The sequence below is a fragment of the Paenibacillus intestini genome (assembly GCF_030803945.1).
GTDB classification, from domain to species: Bacteria; Bacillota; Bacilli; order Paenibacillales; family Paenibacillaceae; genus Paenibacillus; species Paenibacillus polysaccharolyticus.
Map to the genome: position 1 here is coordinate 225,605 of NZ_JAURUN010000004.1, position 17,800 is coordinate 243,404.

The following is a 17,800-nucleotide window of genomic DNA, read 5'->3' on the forward strand; positions in this document are numbered from 1 at the left end:
CTCTACACTCCCTTAACAGGATGCCCCTTCCAACGTGCATTGTGCTATATGTTCTTTCATTCCGCTACCGAAGCGGAGACAGTTTCTCTGCTAGCTCCGCAGGGTGAAGCTCATAACCATTTTCCGTATAAGAATCGTAGTACACCTTACCATTACGGTACACCATAAGATCCTCCAGATGGAAACCACCCATCAGATTAAGCTTCTCTACCCCGCTACTACGTTCCTCATAGACTATACCCAGTTTATAAATGCGCGAGGTTTCCTCTGCATGTGCCGCGTAGTCCATAAAAGCACTGTGATGGTCGCCAAAAAAGTACTTCTCTTCATACCGATGCTCTTGCGTATAGTCGAACACCCGTATCCGAACAACGGCCTGATCTTCTAATGTGTGATACAGCCTGCGGAATAGATCATCGCGGGTCAACACATCCCGATCCCTGTACGTAATCGTCACATTAGCTCGCTGCAGTAGTTCCTCTTCAAACGATAAGCGTAGCGGTTCCGCGGAAAGCAACAAGTCACGGCAAACTTCCATTAAGCGTGCAAGCAAACGGTCACTGCCTTTGATCGCAAGCTCATTCATATCTCCCATGTAGCGATCTTCGAACCATACTTCCCGCCCCCGTCTTGCCTCCAGATCGGCGATCAGTTCTTCCGTTACTTTGCCGTAATACTCCATGACATTCTGACCAATGTATTCGTCAGCAGCGGCAATGCTCTCTTCCGCTACTTCACGCAATGTACGCTCCAGCGCTTCAAGTGAGGTTGTAACTTGACAACTGTAGCGATGCAGTTCTTCCATTTCCGTATCGTAGATACGAAGCAAATGCAGTTCATTTTCCAACCGTAGCAGGTCTACCTTGGGTTCGTATACACGTTCCAGTAAACAATCGATTAGATTGCGCACGTTCTGCTTATCACGGAAGAGCGCACGTTTGATCGGTTGATCCTCTACCCGCTCTTGCTGACGCTGTTCCATCAGTGCCCGTGCGGATTCGAGTTGCATCGATTTGTCGCGAATCAGGGCGAGCAGGGCTTCGCGAACACTCCCCGGCTTACCGTCGCTCCAGGCAGCCCACTGAAAGTATCCTATTTCAGGATATTCCATATGAGATTGCTCGGCCTGCCTTCTAAGCGCACCTGCAGAACTGCGCTCGCGTACACGCTCCTGCACCGGACGGACAACATTTTCACGGAAGTAAGCTTCCGCTCCTTCTCCATACAGTGCTCGCTCAGCTTCTCTTAAAGAAAGCGGCTTGAGTTCAGCAAAGCTGCGATTATGTGTCATGATGCCGCTCATGCCACTAACGAGGTCTTCGCTTGGCAACAAACCCTGCACCTTCTGTTCCACGGAGGAGGCATCCAGTCCGAAAAAGGTCATTTTGTCCTTGATACTCCAGTCCGGTTCTTGTTGCATCCGGCCAAGCAGATAACGGTATAGATGGTACAGCACGGTCAGCGCAATCGGTTTGTTCGGCCGCCTGATCTCGGCAAAACCTGCACTGGCATACCCATGCTGATCCGAGGTGGTACGGATATTATTTTTAAACGACGTATTATTGTAGGTATTCGCGCCCGTGCTAGCGATGGCAGCACGATCTTCATAGTTCTCCTCCTGCTTCCGGTTCTTCAGCAAGCAGATGCGGCAGATGATCTCGGCATTTTCAATCCAGCCGCCAGGTACACCGGTGCCACGTTCGTTTTTGTCCGAAAGTACATAGACCAGATCAAACAAGGGCGCTGCAGGATGGGTTACGGGAATGGATATCCCGTCCTCCGTCACCAGCAACTCGCCGCTGAACATGTAATCCAACGATTGCATGTAATCGAGCTCACGCAGAAAAGCAAGTCCCGCTGCGCTGGCATATCCAAAGGAATCGACCTGCTCCATCTCACTAACCAGCACATGAAGATCCGTCTGTACCGACTTGAAAGACTGTGCCAGAATGGTCTCGGCCAGCTTCGTTATCTCCGGCAACAGTACATTCAGCGGATCATCGGCCCGGGTAATGACGGTTACGTAAATTCGATCAAAGGACGAATACAGCCGTCCATATTCAGCAATACGGTTGCTTACCCGCCGCATCATTCGATTTAATCCAAAAAGCGCCGCTGCCGACTCGTGAAAGCTACGGTGTACATCCTTGCGCAGCGTTTTGGAAGAACTCCGCTGTGAATGCGAGGTGGAGATTGGTAAACGGTGGTACGTGACCTGAGCGTTTTCATGTGATGATACGGCCCCATAACCTAATCTTGCTTTCTCGTGATTGTGAGACGAATTCATTTCATTCACTGCATCTACTGGATGCAATGCGTTCGAATCACTGGAAGCACTCGATGCATTTCCCGCATCGGCTTCATTCGATATATCATCTGTCCCAATGTGTACGTATACTACACCGTCTTCGTTATCCCACTTCAACTGGTTAATATCATGCACAGCAGACACCGCAGGTTTCACCAGATCACCGACAAAAAGGAACAAGGCCGGGTAATGGATGCTGCTGCGTCCATCCCCTTGGCTTCCTTGGCGTTCCTGTTCTACGGCGTAACGGGCAGCGTACTTGTAAAGCTCACGCTTTAAGGCGTGCTGCATCCCGTTTTCTTTTTGCTGCATATTCATTGGTACATTCATACCATCAGCCACCTTATTTCAGCCTTCTGCGAATATCGTTCAGCTTCGACGACATCGTTCTATAGAACTGGTAGATGTCTTCTCCGTTTGCGAGCTCTACCCGCTCATACTCCAGACGATCACGTGACTCCATAAACAATGCCGCCAGATCATCCAGCTTGCTCAGGAGCGGTGTAATATCCTCGGAAGCGGTCAGGTCGTTGTCGCGACGGGAGGATTTGCGTAGCAATGTACTGCGATCCTTCTCGGACAGGCCGCGGAAGTTGCCAAACACTTCGTATTCAGCGAAATTACGGCTTTTCATCAGGTTAGCGAACGGTTCCCATGCGTCTTCCTCCGGATCACGGTCATAGACGTATAGTGCACCCTTTTTAACAATCGTATCTGTATAGAGTGCTTCGATGAAGCGATCATACCACTGCTCTTCATCCTGATACTGTGCGAGAATGCCTTCCAGTTCAGCCACTTTCGCAGTGATTGCATTCATCTTCGCCAGTTCCTCACGTACCCGCGCGATAAGCTGTGGAGAGCGTACAAGGTTTTCTTTCGCCATATCTTCATTAATACTTCCGAAAATATCCTTCACATCTACCCGCGGCAGTCCTTCGGATTGCAGGCGTTTCAGCTCCATAACAGCTCGTTTCACCTCACCCAGATTCGGTGCGTTCGATGTGAGACGCATGTCGTAAGCAGCCAGCTTGGCAGACAGGTCAAACGGTTCCGTCGTGACAATCGCATATCGGTTACTTGTATTTTCATCCTGCGATTTGGCAGTGACAATGTTATAACCGAGCGCTTGCTCGAATTCATTGCGAACCCGTGCATTATACTGCTTCACGCGGGCATTCTCGTACACATCTCCCCAAGACTTTTCCGGGATTGGAGATGGCAGGTACGTCCAGTTATTTTTCTCCGTCTGCACCAGATGGCGTCCAATGCCCTCTTTGTCCAAAATCGTGCGTTCATAGCTCTCTTCATACACTTTGAGCGGTGTATATACAAAGAGTGGTACCCCGTTGCGTGTATTCAGCCAGAAAATACGGTTCCGCACTTCGCTCTCTTTAACAGTAAAGTGGGATTTGCCTACGGCATTGTTCTGGTAGTTACGAATCCCTTTCAAGATACCCGGAGCCTGTGCTGGCACGGACACAAACCCCCAGGAAGGGAAATGTAGACTGCCTGTGCTATTGCTCAGATTAAATACCGGCACGGCCTCGTCATCCAGCTTACCTGCAATAAAACGTTCCACGAATTTCTCAACGGACTCGTCTTTCCCATATTTGATCACCAGGAAATCTTCCATGGAGCGAGTAATGAGATCACCAAACTTCTCACTCAGGAAATCAGAGATGGAGCTGACGATATCAATCTCGTTTTCCTTCACCCACTGGCTCGAATTCTCCAGCAGCTCACGCGAGAAGTCGCGGATCAGATCATCCGTGTCGCGTTTGTCCAGCAACCCGTCCACCACGCTCACGATATCCGGTACACTTACCACGTTCCAATAATAGGTTTTGTTTCCTTTATGATCCGTTTGCTCTTCGCCGCGTGTCAGCAGATCGCCGTTCTTGGCAAAGATGGAGCTGAGTGCATTCAGCGTCTCGGAAAATACGTTATAAATGCGACTGTTCTCTTGATTCAGCAGCTCATACAGATCTTCATAGAACTCGATCATCTGGTCGTTGCGTTCCACATCGGCGTGCAACCAGTATTCATGAATCTTCGCTTCGATATAAGCATTCTTTTTCTTCTCTTTGGAGACAAAAGCACTCTTCGCATCACCCAGCTTCTCTTCGGATTGCTCCTGAGCCGCTTCAATATCACGTGGAATGCGGAACGCATTTTCCCGTAGCGTTTCGATGTACGACTGAATCATTTTTAGTACACAGAATCCTTTTTCAGTATAAATCAAACGAGAAACATAGAAGGGACCCTGTTCAGGATGCAAAAACATGCGCCGAATCTGCTCGGTAAACTGACCCGCAATCTCGCCCGGAAGCTGTTTCTTCGCCTTGATATATTCCTCACGGGCACGTGCCAGGAAGTTCTGTTCCAGCTCCGTATCCATGTTGACGACCTGGGATTTCACCACGTTGCCATAGGATAGACGTTCGCTGTTCTGGTAACCCGGTAGCGGTTCAGGTACGCGGGATTCGAAGGATTTGACGACACTTTCGAGATCGATGCCCAGCTTACGCGCAAACTTCTCGGTATCTTCCTGATTCGGTGCCTTCGAGAACATCGTGCTCATTTTGTCGAACATCCGGTATGCCAGATATGTTGTCATCTCTTCGATCGGCAGTACAGCCGAAGATGCGCCGATGATGTTGTAATCGTAGTTGGCCGGGTACACTTTGTTCATCTGTGCGATGTTGGTGCGAATGTTGCTAATATAGTCATGGATCGCAAATTCCTCACCCGATTGCTTCTCTTCACTGGAGATAAAGTTGGTGATGTTCTCCGCCGTAACGTTCATGCAGTAGTCGTAGGCATTCTCCAATAACTTGCCTTCCGTATTGGTCGCCGAGATCAGATGACACAGGTTAAATGGCGGCAACGGTGAGTTCACGGCCAAAATGTTGCCGTACTTCTGGGTAAACCGCTCACCGCGGCTGTCCACGTTCATCCAGTAATCCAGCTCTTTGAGCGCTGCATATCCATTCTTGCGAATATATTCGCGTGTATGCTCACTCAGGCTTTTATTGGACAAGTTCACGTCTGGCGTAAACAGGTAACCGAGCGTGTTGACGCGGTCAATCCCGGCAGAGCCGTGATCCCGCTCAATGATGCCACGCACGATATAGGAAATATCGAGGAAGCAGCCGCTGCCTGTACCACCGGACAATCCGGTGAGCAGGAATACCATTAGTTTTTTATTCGTACCAACGGATAATGTTTTGATCTTTTTATCGATGGCCTGTACGACTTGATTGATCTTCGTAAACAGCAGCAAACGTCCAGCCTGACGCACCCCTGCGGCTCCGTTCATACCGTCCGTGATGCTCAGTTCAGGAGACAGCCAGTCTGTAATATACGGCTCCAGCACGCTGCGGTTCTGCAAAAGGCCACCAATCTCGGCATTCGAAAGCAGTACAAATTCGTTGATCGGATCAAGTCCGATGCCTCTGTATTTCTTCGCGCGATCCTGTTCGTTCGTTTCAAACGCCAGAAATTCAACGTTGTCCGGCTTCTCCATCTTTTTCTTGGACACCGGGTCTTGTGGCAGCTTGAAACGACGATTGATCTGATATTTCAGACGCAGTAGCGCGTCAATTCCCGTTCCGCCCAGACCGATAATCAGAATCGGGTTGTCAATCGTATCGACCCTGATTTTCTCACTGACGATACCTCCGCCCAGTGATACATCCAGTTGTTGAATATGTTCTCTCACGATCGGTTTCATTCAATATCCTCCCTGTATTTCAATTAAAAAGACTAGAAACCTCATTTACACTTGCCACTCCGATGACAGAGGAACCTTCCGATCGCTGTTATCCCCGGATATCTTTGAAATGTTTTCAAGGATGATATCCGGTGATAGCGTATGCTTCCGTAGCAGCTTTCTTTCAGAAAGCTTGCAGGCGAACGCTTCGCTTCTTCAGGTTTTCTCTGTCCTCTCCGTTAAAGTGTAAATTGTAATCTGTCTTTTAAAGCTCTCATTCAATGAGCTCCAACACGTCACACCAAATACTCAATCAAAATCGTTTTATCCGCCTGTTGCAGCGGGATGCTCAGTCGATCACCGTTCTTCAGTTCAACGCCTGAGCTTGCATCTACCGCACGACCTGATTTCTCCAGCGTACCTCCTGCGGTATTGCGAATGATCAATCGGTCTCCATTGCCAGGAGTAAATATATATTTTTCGGTTTCCTTCAGTTCAGGATCAAGCTGCAACAATTGATGCAGGTGGAACTTGCCCCGGAAGGATGCCAGCTTTTTGTATTGCGGATAGGATTTGTCTCCAGTGTTCTCATCCCGAATCTCCACGATGATCTGACCGACAAAGCCGCGGTTTTTGCGTTTCAGCCAGCCCATCAGGAACCAACCGCAGGCCGCCACCACGATCAGGGCAATCACACCCAGGATGACGGGCAACCAAGGGAACGGCTTATCATTCGCAGCAGGTGGCGTTGTAGGTTTTGCCTGACTTCCGCCTGTGCTCCCTGCGTTGATGACAATCGGTGCACTTTCACGGTAAAAGCTGTCTTCCTCTGCACGGATGATCAGTTCATAGTTGTGATTGTCCGGCACTTCAAAGGTTCCGGCAAAACCGGAGCCGGTGTTCTTCAGCGGTTGCTCTTCACTCTTGCCTGCGTCCTTGTCATTCACGATCAAGGTGGCCTTCATGTCCGCGTACAGATCTTTATCTTGTAGCGGTTGACCGCCATTTTCCAGCCTCGCTGACAGGTCGATCTTGTCGCCCTTCGTATAGGACTTGGTCTTAATTGGGTCCGCAACGAGTTGAAGATCGTAGTTAAACAGCAAGTTGATATCGATGCTGTCTTTGGGAGCCCCTTTTACCCGAAGTTTCCAGTCGCCCTCCTGAGGTTTCAAGAGCTTCACCAGCGAATAACTTTTGGAGGTAGATAGCTTGGCCTCATTCGAATTCAGGTTTACGTTCTTGCCAGAAGGATCGGTTAACTGTACCTGTACCGGCTTCGAAGACATGATGGAAATATTGGCTTCGAGCACGCTGTCATTCGGCACGTTCACGGTAACTTCCTGATAACTGCCGTTTCCGGTTACAGAAGGTAGCTTCACAACATTCAGCTTGGCATGATCGGCGAAAATTTCACTTAAAATCTGCGGCAGATCATCCGGTGTATCGGTGATAAACGACTTGCCTTTTGTTTGTTTGGCAAGGTCTGCAAGTGCATTTTTGTTCAGCTTGCCATCGGCATTCAGTCCGATCGTGTAGACTGGAATACCTTTCGCTTGCGCATCCTTGACGGCTTTTGCCAGATCCGCGTCCGACTCGGCCTGCGTGCGTCCTTTGCTTTTGTTAAAATCGTTATTGCCATCCGCAAGCAGTACAATCATGGGCGAGTGCGACGGGTCGGCCCCATGGCTCAATATGTTCATGGCTTCCGCAACACCTACGGATATATCGGTGTATGGGCCTCTGCCAAGCTGGTCGATAAAGTCTTTCAGATTACTTTTATCTGCGTCAGACTGAATTTCAAGCATTGCCTTTTCTCGCTCCACCTGATCGGTGTAAGCCACGATACCTACTTTATCGCCGACGGTGGGCAGCATATCTATAAACATTTTCATCGCTTCGTTACTGATCTTGTCGCGATCACTTGTATTCATCGAGTTGCTGACATCGGCTACAAGCACCGCGTCGATTCCACTAGTTTGTGCCTGGGCAGCTTCCGCTTGGGGGAGCAATGCCGAAGGCAGCAGCAGGGTTAGTAATGCCAGCAGAACCAGAGTTCCGCTAAGCCAGCGTTTTTTGCGTATCCGCAGCATGGGCTGTACTCCTTCACGTTTGAGATTAAAATGCGAATAGTTTATTATAGGCGTCAAGCCTTAAGGAAATCTTAACAGTCTTCTAATAAAATCTGAAAAGCACCCCTATTCTGAGTTACAATTTTGTAATGTCTGACAAAAATCGACGATTTTAGCGCCTTTGTTGGAATTCAAATTCCAACTATGGAAATATGATATAGCTATTACCAACAAACCGCAATATAACAGCGCTTGATCTTCAAGCCTTAGAAAGGGACGGAATTATGGTTACATACGTATGCCTCGCCATAGTGTTTCTTTTTGTTATGATCAAGGTGATCACGTTTCAGGTTCATCGGCGAAAGACCGTCTCCCGTGAAGACACGGATCGTACCCTGTACAATATTCTAAATGGTGGGCGTGATGGAGCATGAGTAGTACGAAAAAAGTAGTATCCATCCGGCCTTTCTATCGAACGACATATGCCTACCAAAAGTTGCATATCTGCAAACGCTGCGGGCAGTATACCTGCCTCTGGGAAGATCAGTGCACTTCCTGCGGACGTAGCACCCTTGTCACCGTAGAGGAAAAAGCAAGTTCACGAGTAAAACGCAGGATGGTCCGTGATGCTTTCTTTGTTCTTTTGATCGGCGCCGCAGCTACTTATTTCGGTGAAACGCTGGACCAGTCTATGATCGCTGTTACGGTGACGCTGTTACTGTTCGGCGGCCTAATCTTCTTGCAGCAGCGTTCATTCCAGATTGAACAACGGCGCGAAATGAGACAGTTGCTACGATTGGACGAAGAGATCATTCGCCAAGGGATCAATCGGAACTGGGCCCTTGTTGCCGAAGCGCGAAAAGAGGACGAGGCACTCGCCTACGAGATGTTGCGCGAGATCGGCTCCCTGATCTATAACGACCGGATTCGTCTGCAACAGATCGCGTTACTGCAATCCTTCGTGTTACGCAGCGATATGGACTTGCAACTTAAACCGCTACTGCTCCAGAACTTCGAGCGGCTGCTCGCCGAGTATATTGGCGAAATTGCCCGGCTGAAGCCGGAACTGATTCGTGAAGACGCGATTCGATATATCGCCACGTATGAGGTTCACATTTTACAGTTGCATAATGGCATCCAAATTCTGACCGCCGTGGCGGCCGCTGCCGTGCGTAAGAGCAAATATATTGAACTGTTTCCCAGTCTGATCACCCGCTATGCACGTTTCATGCCCAAAGACCGGTTTATGCGGCTTTATCACACGATCGAGCGTTATCCAACCAAGGCACGCGGTGGACTCGCGGAGTCCGTCGGCCGGGTATATAACGAGAAATACCGCGACCAGTATGCTGATGTCCATGGGTGACCGTCTGTGCAACAAGCCGGTCTATATCGTATCAAGACTGGCTTACGTTCAGATTCGGATTTATAAAAAGTGAGCGAACCGCGTGTAATAACCAGTTAACCCGTAAGTAAAATAATGCAAATCAGCTCCCTAATTATAGACGAACGGTACACCGAGCTTCCCTGAATTGTTGTGATCTAGTAAGCAAGATATCGTGCCATCTTTTAATCATATAAGTTTTAAACCAAAAACACCCCGTCCTTAGGTCTAGGATGAGGTGTTTTGTCGTTCTGGTTCATATTGTGCGAATTCTAACGATCACAGGGGAGCCATCATAGCGTGGTGACTGTATAACGAGTGAAGGCTGGAGTGCGGTTCACATCGTGTGAATAAGTGCATGTGCATCCTGATTGTAAAAAAGGGCCGCGACGTGCTTCCGTCGCGACCCTTGGTTCGAGCGTTCGGTACGATGACGTACCCGAACGCTCTCGATATGGGCCATGCGGCATCCGCTACTGCGATGCATGGCTATGATGCTTCTAGCGCAATATGCGGCTGCATCGCCGCTTGCGCCAGTGCGTTACCGCCCGCGACGAGAATCGCGGCGGTCGCCCCTGCTCGGACCGCGTCCAGCGGAGTCCGAGCGGCCTGAACCAGCGCCACCGCGTCCAGCGGTGCGCTTGTCGGCGCTGCGGCCAGCCCAGCCGCCGCTGCTGCGCTCTTCGCCGCGGCCTGCTCCACCGCGGCCGCCTTGGCTTGTGCCGCGGCTACTGCTGCTGCGGCCTTGGCTTGCTGCACCGCGACTGCTGTCGCTGCTACGCGCCGATCCGCGGCCTGCGCTGCGCTCGTCACCGCTACGGCCGCCACTGCGTCCACCGCTACGGCCACCTTCGCCTCCGCGTGATCCACGACCGCCACGTCCACCATCTCGGCGGTCGTTACGACCTGCACCGCGACGGGCACTGCCTGTCCCGGCAGTACGACCACCACGCTCATCATTGCCCTCGCTATTAATTACGCGGCGAGAAGCTCCCGTAGAAGCGACTGGTCCTTCGCTTGTCCATTGGATGCGATTCAGCTTCTGATTCGTACCTTCCTCGATCCGAGCAAGTTCCGGTCTGTCGTGCTGGGTTGCAAACGTCACGGCAAGACCCGTTCCACCTGCCCGGCCTGTACGACCGATACGGTGAATATAACTTTCCGCATCATGTGGCATATCGTAGTTGAATACGTGGGTAACCCCTTCAACGTCCAAACCGCGTGCGGCGACATCGGTAGCCACAAGGATTTGCAGCTTCGCATCACGGAATGCCTTCATGACATTCTCTCGCTTGGATTGGGACAAGTCCCCGTGAAGCTCGTCGCTCTCATATCCTGCTTCTCTCAGATCTTCGTTCAGCTTCGAAGCCCGGCGCTTCGTCCGGCAGAAAATAATCGCCAAATACGGGCGATACGTATCAATCATACCCCGAAGTGCATCAAACTTGCCGCGATCTGTACATTCCAGCACCTGCTGGCGAATCTGATGAATCGGAATCACGGACTTGGAGGAAACTTTCACGTCCTCCGGGTCTTTCATGTAGTTTTTCGCCAGAACACGAATGCCCTTAGGCATCGTAGCCGAGAAGAGCATCGTTTGACGTCTATGCGGCAATTCTTTCAAAATCGTTTCTACATCGTCCAGGAAGCCCATGTGTAACATCTGATCTGCTTCATCCAGCACCAGCTTTTTCACATTATCGAGCTTCAAGGTACCACGGCGCAGGTGATCCAGAAGACGCCCTGGTGTTCCTACAACGATCTGCGTTCCGTTTTGCAGTTTGCGCAACTGCTTTTCTACATCCTGTCCACCATATACCGCAAGCACATGCAGCTTGTCATCGTTCGCGGTCAGTTTCTTCGCTTCTTCCGTAATCTGCAATGCCAGCTCACGCGTAGGCGCAATAATCAGTGCCTGCGGAGAGCGGTCGGATACGTTAATTTTCTGAATAATCGGCAGCAAAAAAGCCAGCGTTTTCCCTGTGCCCGTCTGCGCCTCGGCGATGATATCACGTCCACCCAGCAGTACTGGAATGGAACGCTCCTGTACTGGAGTTGGCACGGCGATGCCCTGATGTTTCAGCACCTCGCACCATTCCGGGCGAATGCCCAGTTGTTCAAAGTTTGCCAATCGTTACACCTCTGTATATTCATTTAGATAAGTTCATTTCATAGAAGACCCTAGCCCCCTTGGAAATGCATAGGCATCTCCGTCTGAACTTGATTGAGTCTATGTCATTGTCTGAGTCGGCATACGAGCCTGCTATTTACGTCCTTGTGCCCGAGTTCTGCATCTGAACCTGATTCTCTACTCCAATCACACCCGTAACTGCAGTACACATCCTGTGAGTCCAAACTAGTTTTCCTGAATTCAACTCTGATTATGAAATGAATTTTTAAAAAGCAATCATTCCATTGCTCTTCTTCTCCATACCCTGTAGTTTACACGTTCATCCAGCAAAACAAAAGCGAAACTGAACTACCGCGCCAACTTGTAGCATGAATGTAGCGTAAAAAGCAGACGTTTTAAGTTTATATTTCACACGCGGCGCATAATAAGCCGGACATAGGGAGTACGGAACACACAAGGTTTGTTTTTCGTAAATCAAGCTACACCAACTACTGTGACACCAACCACGAAAGTCCTAACGATCACCACAGAGCTTATTTGCTCGAATTATGCCTTGTCTGAATTCTAACGATCACCAGGAAGCTTATTTCTTCAAAAATCACGAGAATTCTCACAAAAAGTAGTGAAATCAGTAAAATAGCGTCTCTGATGATCGTTAGAAATGAAAATGGCCCAAATTGGGCTAAATAAGCTCTCTCCTGATCGTTAGCGCTCACAGCTACAAAAAAAGCGGCTCCCCCCGGCAAACACCGCAAGGAGACCGCTGCATATCAATACTGTCTAGCGTTATCTATAGCCTATATTCGTTCGCATCGCAGTCCGCTATTTCTAGCTTACTTGCCGCCTGTTGATGTTGTAACGTTCAGATACCAATACCGATACCATTTTGGAACAAGTTACTTAAACGTTCGCTTTACTTGAACTTTACACTTCGCTTTAACTTTACGCCTTACCCGAGCCTTACATGAGCTTTACACTTCACTTCAGCCTTATGCTCCGTGTCCGCCCGTCCCCGGGACGGTACCCGCATCAGAAGCCTTAAAACCGCTGCGCTCCAGCAATCGGGAGCTTTCCTCGTTTAATCCACGCAAATGCACGGTTTTACCAAGCTTCGCGTATTTGAATTTTACTTTGCCAATCGCCACAACCGCGGTGTTGTCCCAGATATGCGAGCCGTCAAAGTCAATGGTGATGTCCTGCGGATCGGCTTCCGCATCGAATTTGTCCACGAAATGGGACGAGGAACCGAAGAAGAACGGTCCGTGTACACGATACACTTTCTGTCCTTGCTCCTCGCTAGACTGGACGCGAATTTTGGTCTGTTTCCAGCCGAAGTGTAGCACACTGAGCACGACGCCAACCATTACACCAAGCGACAGATCATGCGTGTAAACAACGATCGCTACCGTCACCACCATAACAATCGCTTCAGCGCGTGGGACGCGGGCTATATTTTTCACAGAACTCCAGTCAAACGTACCAATACACACCATAAACATCACGCCAACCAGCGCCCCCATCGGTACCTGCTTCACCACACCGCTCAAGAGCAACAATAAAATCGCCAGAAACGCACCTGCCGTAAATGTCGATAGCCTGCCTCGGCCGCCTGACTTCACATTAATGACGGACTGGCCGATCATTGCACAGCCACCCATACCGCCGAACAATCCGTTTACAAAGTTTGCAATCCCCTGACCACGCACCTCGCGGTTTTTGCTGCTTTTGGTTTCCGTCATCTCATCCACAATGGTTGCGGTCAAAAGGGACTCCAGCAAACCGACAAGTGCCATCGTAAACGAATAAGGCAACAGGATCATTAGTGTATCCCATGTCCACGCAATATTCGGCAGATGGAACATCGGCAATGTACTTGTCAGATTGCCCATCTGACCTACCGTTTTGACATCAAGATGAAAGACCACCGTAATAATAGTCATGATAATAATCGCTACAAGCGGAGCCGGAGCCCCTTTGAAAAAACGCGGTAAAATATAGATGATTGCCAGTGTTCCCGCCACCATCACGTACATGATCCAGTTCGCTCCCGTAAAGTGGGTGAGCTGCGCCATAAAGATCAGAATCGCTAGTGCGTTCACAAATCCGGTCAACACCGAATGAGGCACAAACGTAATAAATCGTCCTACTTTAAATATGCCTAAAATAAACTGAATGATGCCCGTCAGGATGGTCGCCGCAAAAAGATATTCCACGCCATAATCCTTGACCAGCCCTACCATTAATACCGCCATAGCTCCTGTTGCTGCCGAGATCATACCCGGTCTACCGCCCGCAATCGAAATGACGATAGCAATCGTAATCGACGCGTATAATCCCACCATCGGATCTACACCTGCAATGATGGAAAACGCGATCGCTTCCGGAATCAGTGCCAGTGCTACGGTGATGCCTGCGAGCACATCTCCACGGATATTGCCAAACCACTGTTGTTTTAACGTATTCATATGTTGTTGCTTTGCCTCCTAGATGTGTCCCTCAAATTAACGAACCTGCTGAAGAATAACGGGAGTCGTACACGTCCAATTTCTCACCTTGGGACCCATAAAAATGACAGTGATGTGTAAAAGCAAACCGCTTCCTTAACCTGTCTATCGCTAGTCTACTTGTCCCTAAGTGCATGATGATCTAATGCCTTGATTCAGCCGCAAACACCGTCTCATAATCATCATGTCATTGCCGTTCCAGCATGTACTGACTATTTCCGTTACCATTCAGCTGTCTTTCTTGCTTACGGCATCTCGTCTCACCATCTAATCTCAACTATATTTGCTGGATAGACAGAGCAATGCCTGTTGTTAGTTTTCCTCTCTCAGAAAAACCGGGGCCGTTAATCTACTGACCTATTATTATAGTTACAGACTTACATATGTACGAACACTGTAATATCGCAAAAACAGGTGCTTATCTCCTATTATCTTCATCCTTCTAGATTTAACTCTCTGTATCTCTGCTCATCAAAAAAAAACCGCAAAGACCTTTCATAAAAGGCCTTGCAGTCTATTTTGGCATTTACAGGTTATGGTGAGTTATACCTATTGTCAAGCAATCACTTTTTGGCGTTCGTTTGCTAGCTGCATTAATTATAAAAGCTTGAACTTCCGGCTTAAAACCTGCCCGATTTAAAAATCGAGTACAGCAGAAATGCCACCATGAGGATCGCCACGAGAAAACCAATCTCAATCACCGGAATATCCCATAGCATCGTGGATTGGTGACTAATCGAAGAACCGATAATAAGTCCTACCATGATGATACAGAAGGCGAGCAGCACAATGCTGAACGATAAACGATTGCTGATCTGATCCAGTCTGCGCATGAGTGACTCTAATTCGGGAACGCTGATCTCCAGTCGCAGCTTACCTTTGCTGATGATGGAGGACAACTGCCGCAGCTGTCCCGGCAAACCAATGACACTTTCGGCCATATCTGCCGCACTGCGAAACAGCCGATTTTTGATCCGACCCGCACTAAAACGTTCCTTGAGCAGCTTTCGCCCGAACGGCTCTGCCATATCCACAATGCTCAAAGTAGGATCTAGATGTTCAATGACCCCCTCCATCGTCAGCAAGGATTTGCCCATCAACAGTATATCTGCGGGCATGACAACCTTATGTTTCTGGGCAATGCCAAACAGATCATTGAGCGCCTGTCCTACACTGATTTTGGAAAAAGGGATATCGTAATATTTCGTTCGAAGTTTGTCCAAATCCACATGAAGGGCGCGCGCGTCCATGTCATCCGGCATCATACCGAGTTTCTCAATCGCACGGATCATACTATCCGTATCCTTACGCATCAGCCCGATAATAAGCGAGGCAAGCTGCTGCTTCATCTCATCACTCAGACTGCCCACCATACCGAAGTCGATGAAAGCCAGTCGCCCGTCCTTCAGCACCATCAGATTACCCGGATGCGGATCGGCATGGAAGAAGCCATGCATAAAAATCTGATTGAGCAACGCATCCACCAGCCGCTCGGCAATATTGTTCAGATCATGACCACGCTTCACCAGTTCATCCCGATTATTCAGCTTAATGCCCTCGATATACTCCATGGTCAATACACGTGATGAGGTCTGATCCCAGTAGATTACCGGAATTTTCACTTTAGGGTCCTGCTGATATTGCTGTGCAATCTTCTCCGTATTGCGACCTTCCACCGTGTAATCGAGCTCTGCCATCAGAGCCTGGGCATACTCTTCTACCATCTGCGGAATCTGGTATTGTTTCACCCAATCCCAACGTTTCTCCGCCATCGCAGTCAGTTCTCGCAGAATATCCAGATCGCGCTGCACAATCCGCGATATGCCGGGGCGCTGGATTTTGATCGCTACCGCCTCTCCGCTCTGAAGTTTGCCCAGATGCACCTGACCAATACTGGCCGCGGCCACCGGGGTATCCTCGAACCGGGAAAAGATCTCTTCCAGCGGTGTATCCAATTCCTGTTCCAAAATACCCCGTGCCGTCTCTGACGAGAACGGCGGAACCTGATCCTGTAATTTGACCAATTCACGAATCACCGATTCAGGTAATAGATCTGCCCTTGTGCTTGCAAGTTGCCCCAGCTTCACAAAAGCCGGCCCCAGCTCCTGCAACACCAGCCTGATCCGTTCACTTAACGTTTTGGTGGGTTGCGCTTCACGCGACATCCACCGTCTGGGCAGCGCGAGTAGCTGGAATAGCCCCAGCTCCTCGACCATATACCCGAAGCCATGACGCACCAGCGCCATGGCAATTTCCCGGTATCTGCCGACATGTTTGATCCGCACAGCCATCTATTCGATCTCGTTTCCTTTGAGAGGAGGAGAATCTTCAACAACCGGAGCCGGGGATTCATCAAGTTGAAGCTGAGGTGTCTGATTCAGCTCGGCCAGCTTTTTTTCCAAAACCGCAACACGCTGTTCCAGACTAGTTACATCACTTTCGGATGCCACGCCAGCTTCCTGAAGCACACGTTTGACCTGCTCCTGAATGACACGTTTCAGTTGGCCCTGCTCTTCTTCACCACGCTCCAATAATCGTTCAACAAACGCTTTGGATTCTCCAGGTGCAAGCTTCCCGCGCTCCACCAGATCATCCACGGTTTTCTCAATCTTTTCTTTGCTAACTAACGTAAGACCAAGCCCTAACGAGAACGCCTTCTTGAACAAATCGCTCATCTTATTCATCCTCCTCTTCGGTTGTCTATATATTACACCTCTTAAACCTCGACATGCAAAAAGGAGAGCTTCCTTACACGTACCGCGCTGCCCATTTTCCCGCTTGCAAAACTAATCGACGATATGTTTCATTCGCAAAGGATGGAACTGAATGCCCAGGCATCAGATAAACAATCCGCCCGAGTCCATACTTGTGTGCCCAAGCTGCCGGTTTCGGCCCCTCTTTAGACTGATAGTGTAGCAAAATTTTAGTCTCGGTAAATGAACCGAACTCGAATTCATATGGTTCTTCTTCCATCGTAAAACCGGAAATGCCCTCCGTCACAGGATGGCTCTCTTCCGTCACCGTGAACTCGAGCGGCGCATAAGCCGGGTGATGAAGAAATTTGGCGCCAATCATCTGTTTGATCTCATTTCGATTCTGAAGCGAGATTCCATTATGTAAGATGACCAGACCGCCCCCGTTACTTACGTAAGACAACAGACCCGCTGTCTGCTGCGGGGAGACTTTTCCTCTCCAATCGTCCATGTATGAGATACATACATCAAATCCCGAAATATTTTCATGAAGCAACATGTTGCGATTTTCACTACATTGAACTGTAATCGTATCTTGAAAAATCCGGCTAATCTCCCCGTCTACCCCCTGTAGCGGATGCCAGTCCGGATGTGTATAATCTCCAATTAAAAGTGCCTTTTTGCGATGATCCATTATAATCATCTCCTTTCTGCTGATCTTGTTCATTTAGATTCGTCTGCACACTCCATATCCTATAAATTAACCACGTTTTATAAAATCGACTACCGTGATGTTTATTCATCTCTTCTACTCAGGTTTTGAATAAGACGTATACCATCTCACAATACTTTCTAGTATAGCCGTATAACGGTTTGGCATATCCATATCATGCAGATCCAGCTGGGATTCACCGTCTATCTTGTCACAACACACTCCATCCTAACACATTCCACATGTTTCACTAAAAACCTTTAATTGTACAGTCCCACACCCAACTT

9 protein-coding genes are annotated in these 17,800 nt (G+C 49.1%); 1 reads left to right on the forward strand and 8 read right to left on the reverse strand.

Annotated elements, in window-relative coordinates:
• Window positions 1-64 precede the first annotated feature (64 nt).
• From J2T16_RS14260 to J2T16_RS14270, 3 genes are all read right to left on the reverse strand, one after another.
• Window positions 65-2,638, reverse strand: a complete 2,574-nt coding sequence (locus tag J2T16_RS14260) for a transcription initiation factor TFIID (protein WP_499018558.1) — start codon at window positions 2,636-2,638, stop codon at window positions 65-67.
• A 13-nt stretch (window positions 2,639-2,651) separates the two neighbouring features.
• The gene (locus tag J2T16_RS14265) at window positions 2,652-6,041 is read right to left on the reverse strand and encodes a tubulin-like doman-containing protein (protein ID WP_253499563.1); all 3,390 of its coding nucleotides are present in this window, start codon (window positions 6,039-6,041) and stop codon (window positions 2,652-2,654) included.
• Window positions 6,042-6,316: 275 nt separating this feature from the next.
• Window positions 6,317-8,110 (reverse strand): vWA domain-containing protein, encoded by a 1,794-nt coding sequence (locus tag J2T16_RS14270; protein WP_221791689.1) that lies wholly within the window; start codon window positions 8,108-8,110, stop codon window positions 6,317-6,319.
• A 409-nt stretch (window positions 8,111-8,519) separates the two neighbouring features.
• Here J2T16_RS14270 and J2T16_RS14275 point away from each other — a divergent pair, with 409 nt between their 5' ends.
• A complete protein-coding gene (locus J2T16_RS14275; protein ID WP_221791690.1) occupies window positions 8,520-9,455 on the forward strand; it encodes a hypothetical protein in 936 nt (311 codons plus the stop codon).
• A gap of 559 nt (window positions 9,456-10,014) precedes the next feature.
• On the opposite strand, the gene J2T16_RS14280 is transcribed toward J2T16_RS14275, so the two are convergent.
• From J2T16_RS14280 to J2T16_RS14300, 5 genes are all read right to left on the reverse strand, one after another.
• Window positions 10,015-11,604 (reverse strand): DEAD/DEAH box helicase, encoded by a 1,590-nt coding sequence (locus J2T16_RS14280; protein WP_154892007.1) that lies wholly within the window; start codon window positions 11,602-11,604, stop codon window positions 10,015-10,017.
• Window positions 11,605-12,593: 989 nt separating this feature from the next.
• On the reverse strand, window positions 12,594-14,069 hold the full coding sequence (locus J2T16_RS14285) for a SulP family inorganic anion transporter (RefSeq protein ID WP_341181317.1): 1,476 nt from the start codon (window positions 14,067-14,069) through the stop codon (window positions 12,594-12,596).
• Window positions 14,070-14,728: 659 nt separating this feature from the next.
• On the reverse strand, window positions 14,729-16,399 hold the full coding sequence (locus tag J2T16_RS14290; protein WP_464678767.1) for an ABC1 kinase family protein: 1,671 nt from the start codon (window positions 16,397-16,399) through the stop codon (window positions 14,729-14,731).
• Entirely contained in the window at window positions 16,400-16,783 is a 384-nt protein-coding gene (locus J2T16_RS14295) for a phasin family protein (protein ID WP_499018561.1), read from the reverse strand.
• Window positions 16,784-16,856: 73 nt separating this feature from the next.
• Window positions 16,857-17,495, reverse strand: a complete 639-nt coding sequence (locus J2T16_RS14300; RefSeq protein ID WP_221788826.1) for a ThuA domain-containing protein — start codon at window positions 17,493-17,495, stop codon at window positions 16,857-16,859.
• Window positions 17,496-17,800 lie beyond the last annotated feature (305 nt).

What these genes read in the sequence shown, in the direction of transcription:
- J2T16_RS14260 (WP_499018558.1), bottom strand. Translation starts at nt 2,638, where the DNA reads ATGAATGTACCAATGAATATGCAGCAAAAAGAAAACGGGATGCAGCAC.
- J2T16_RS14265 (WP_253499563.1), bottom strand. Translation starts at nt 6,041, where the DNA reads ATGAAACCGATCGTGAGAGAACATATTCAACAACTGGATGTATCACTG.
- J2T16_RS14270 (WP_221791689.1), bottom strand. Translation starts at nt 8,110, where the DNA reads ATGCTGCGGATACGCAAAAAACGCTGGCTTAGCGGAACTCTGGTTCTG.
- J2T16_RS14275 (WP_221791690.1), top strand. Translation starts at nt 8,520, where the DNA reads ATGAGTAGTACGAAAAAAGTAGTATCCATCCGGCCTTTCTATCGAACG.
- J2T16_RS14285 (WP_341181317.1), bottom strand. Translation starts at nt 14,069, where the DNA reads ATGAATACGTTAAAACAACAGTGGTTTGGCAATATCCGTGGAGATGTG.
- J2T16_RS14290 (WP_464678767.1), bottom strand. Translation starts at nt 16,399, where the DNA reads ATGGCTGTGCGGATCAAACATGTCGGCAGATACCGGGAAATTGCCATG.
- J2T16_RS14295 (WP_499018561.1), bottom strand. Translation starts at nt 16,783, where the DNA reads ATGAGCGATTTGTTCAAGAAGGCGTTCTCGTTAGGGCTTGGTCTTACG.
- J2T16_RS14300 (WP_221788826.1), bottom strand. Translation starts at nt 17,495, where the DNA reads ATGGATCATCGCAAAAAGGCACTTTTAATTGGAGATTATACACATCCG.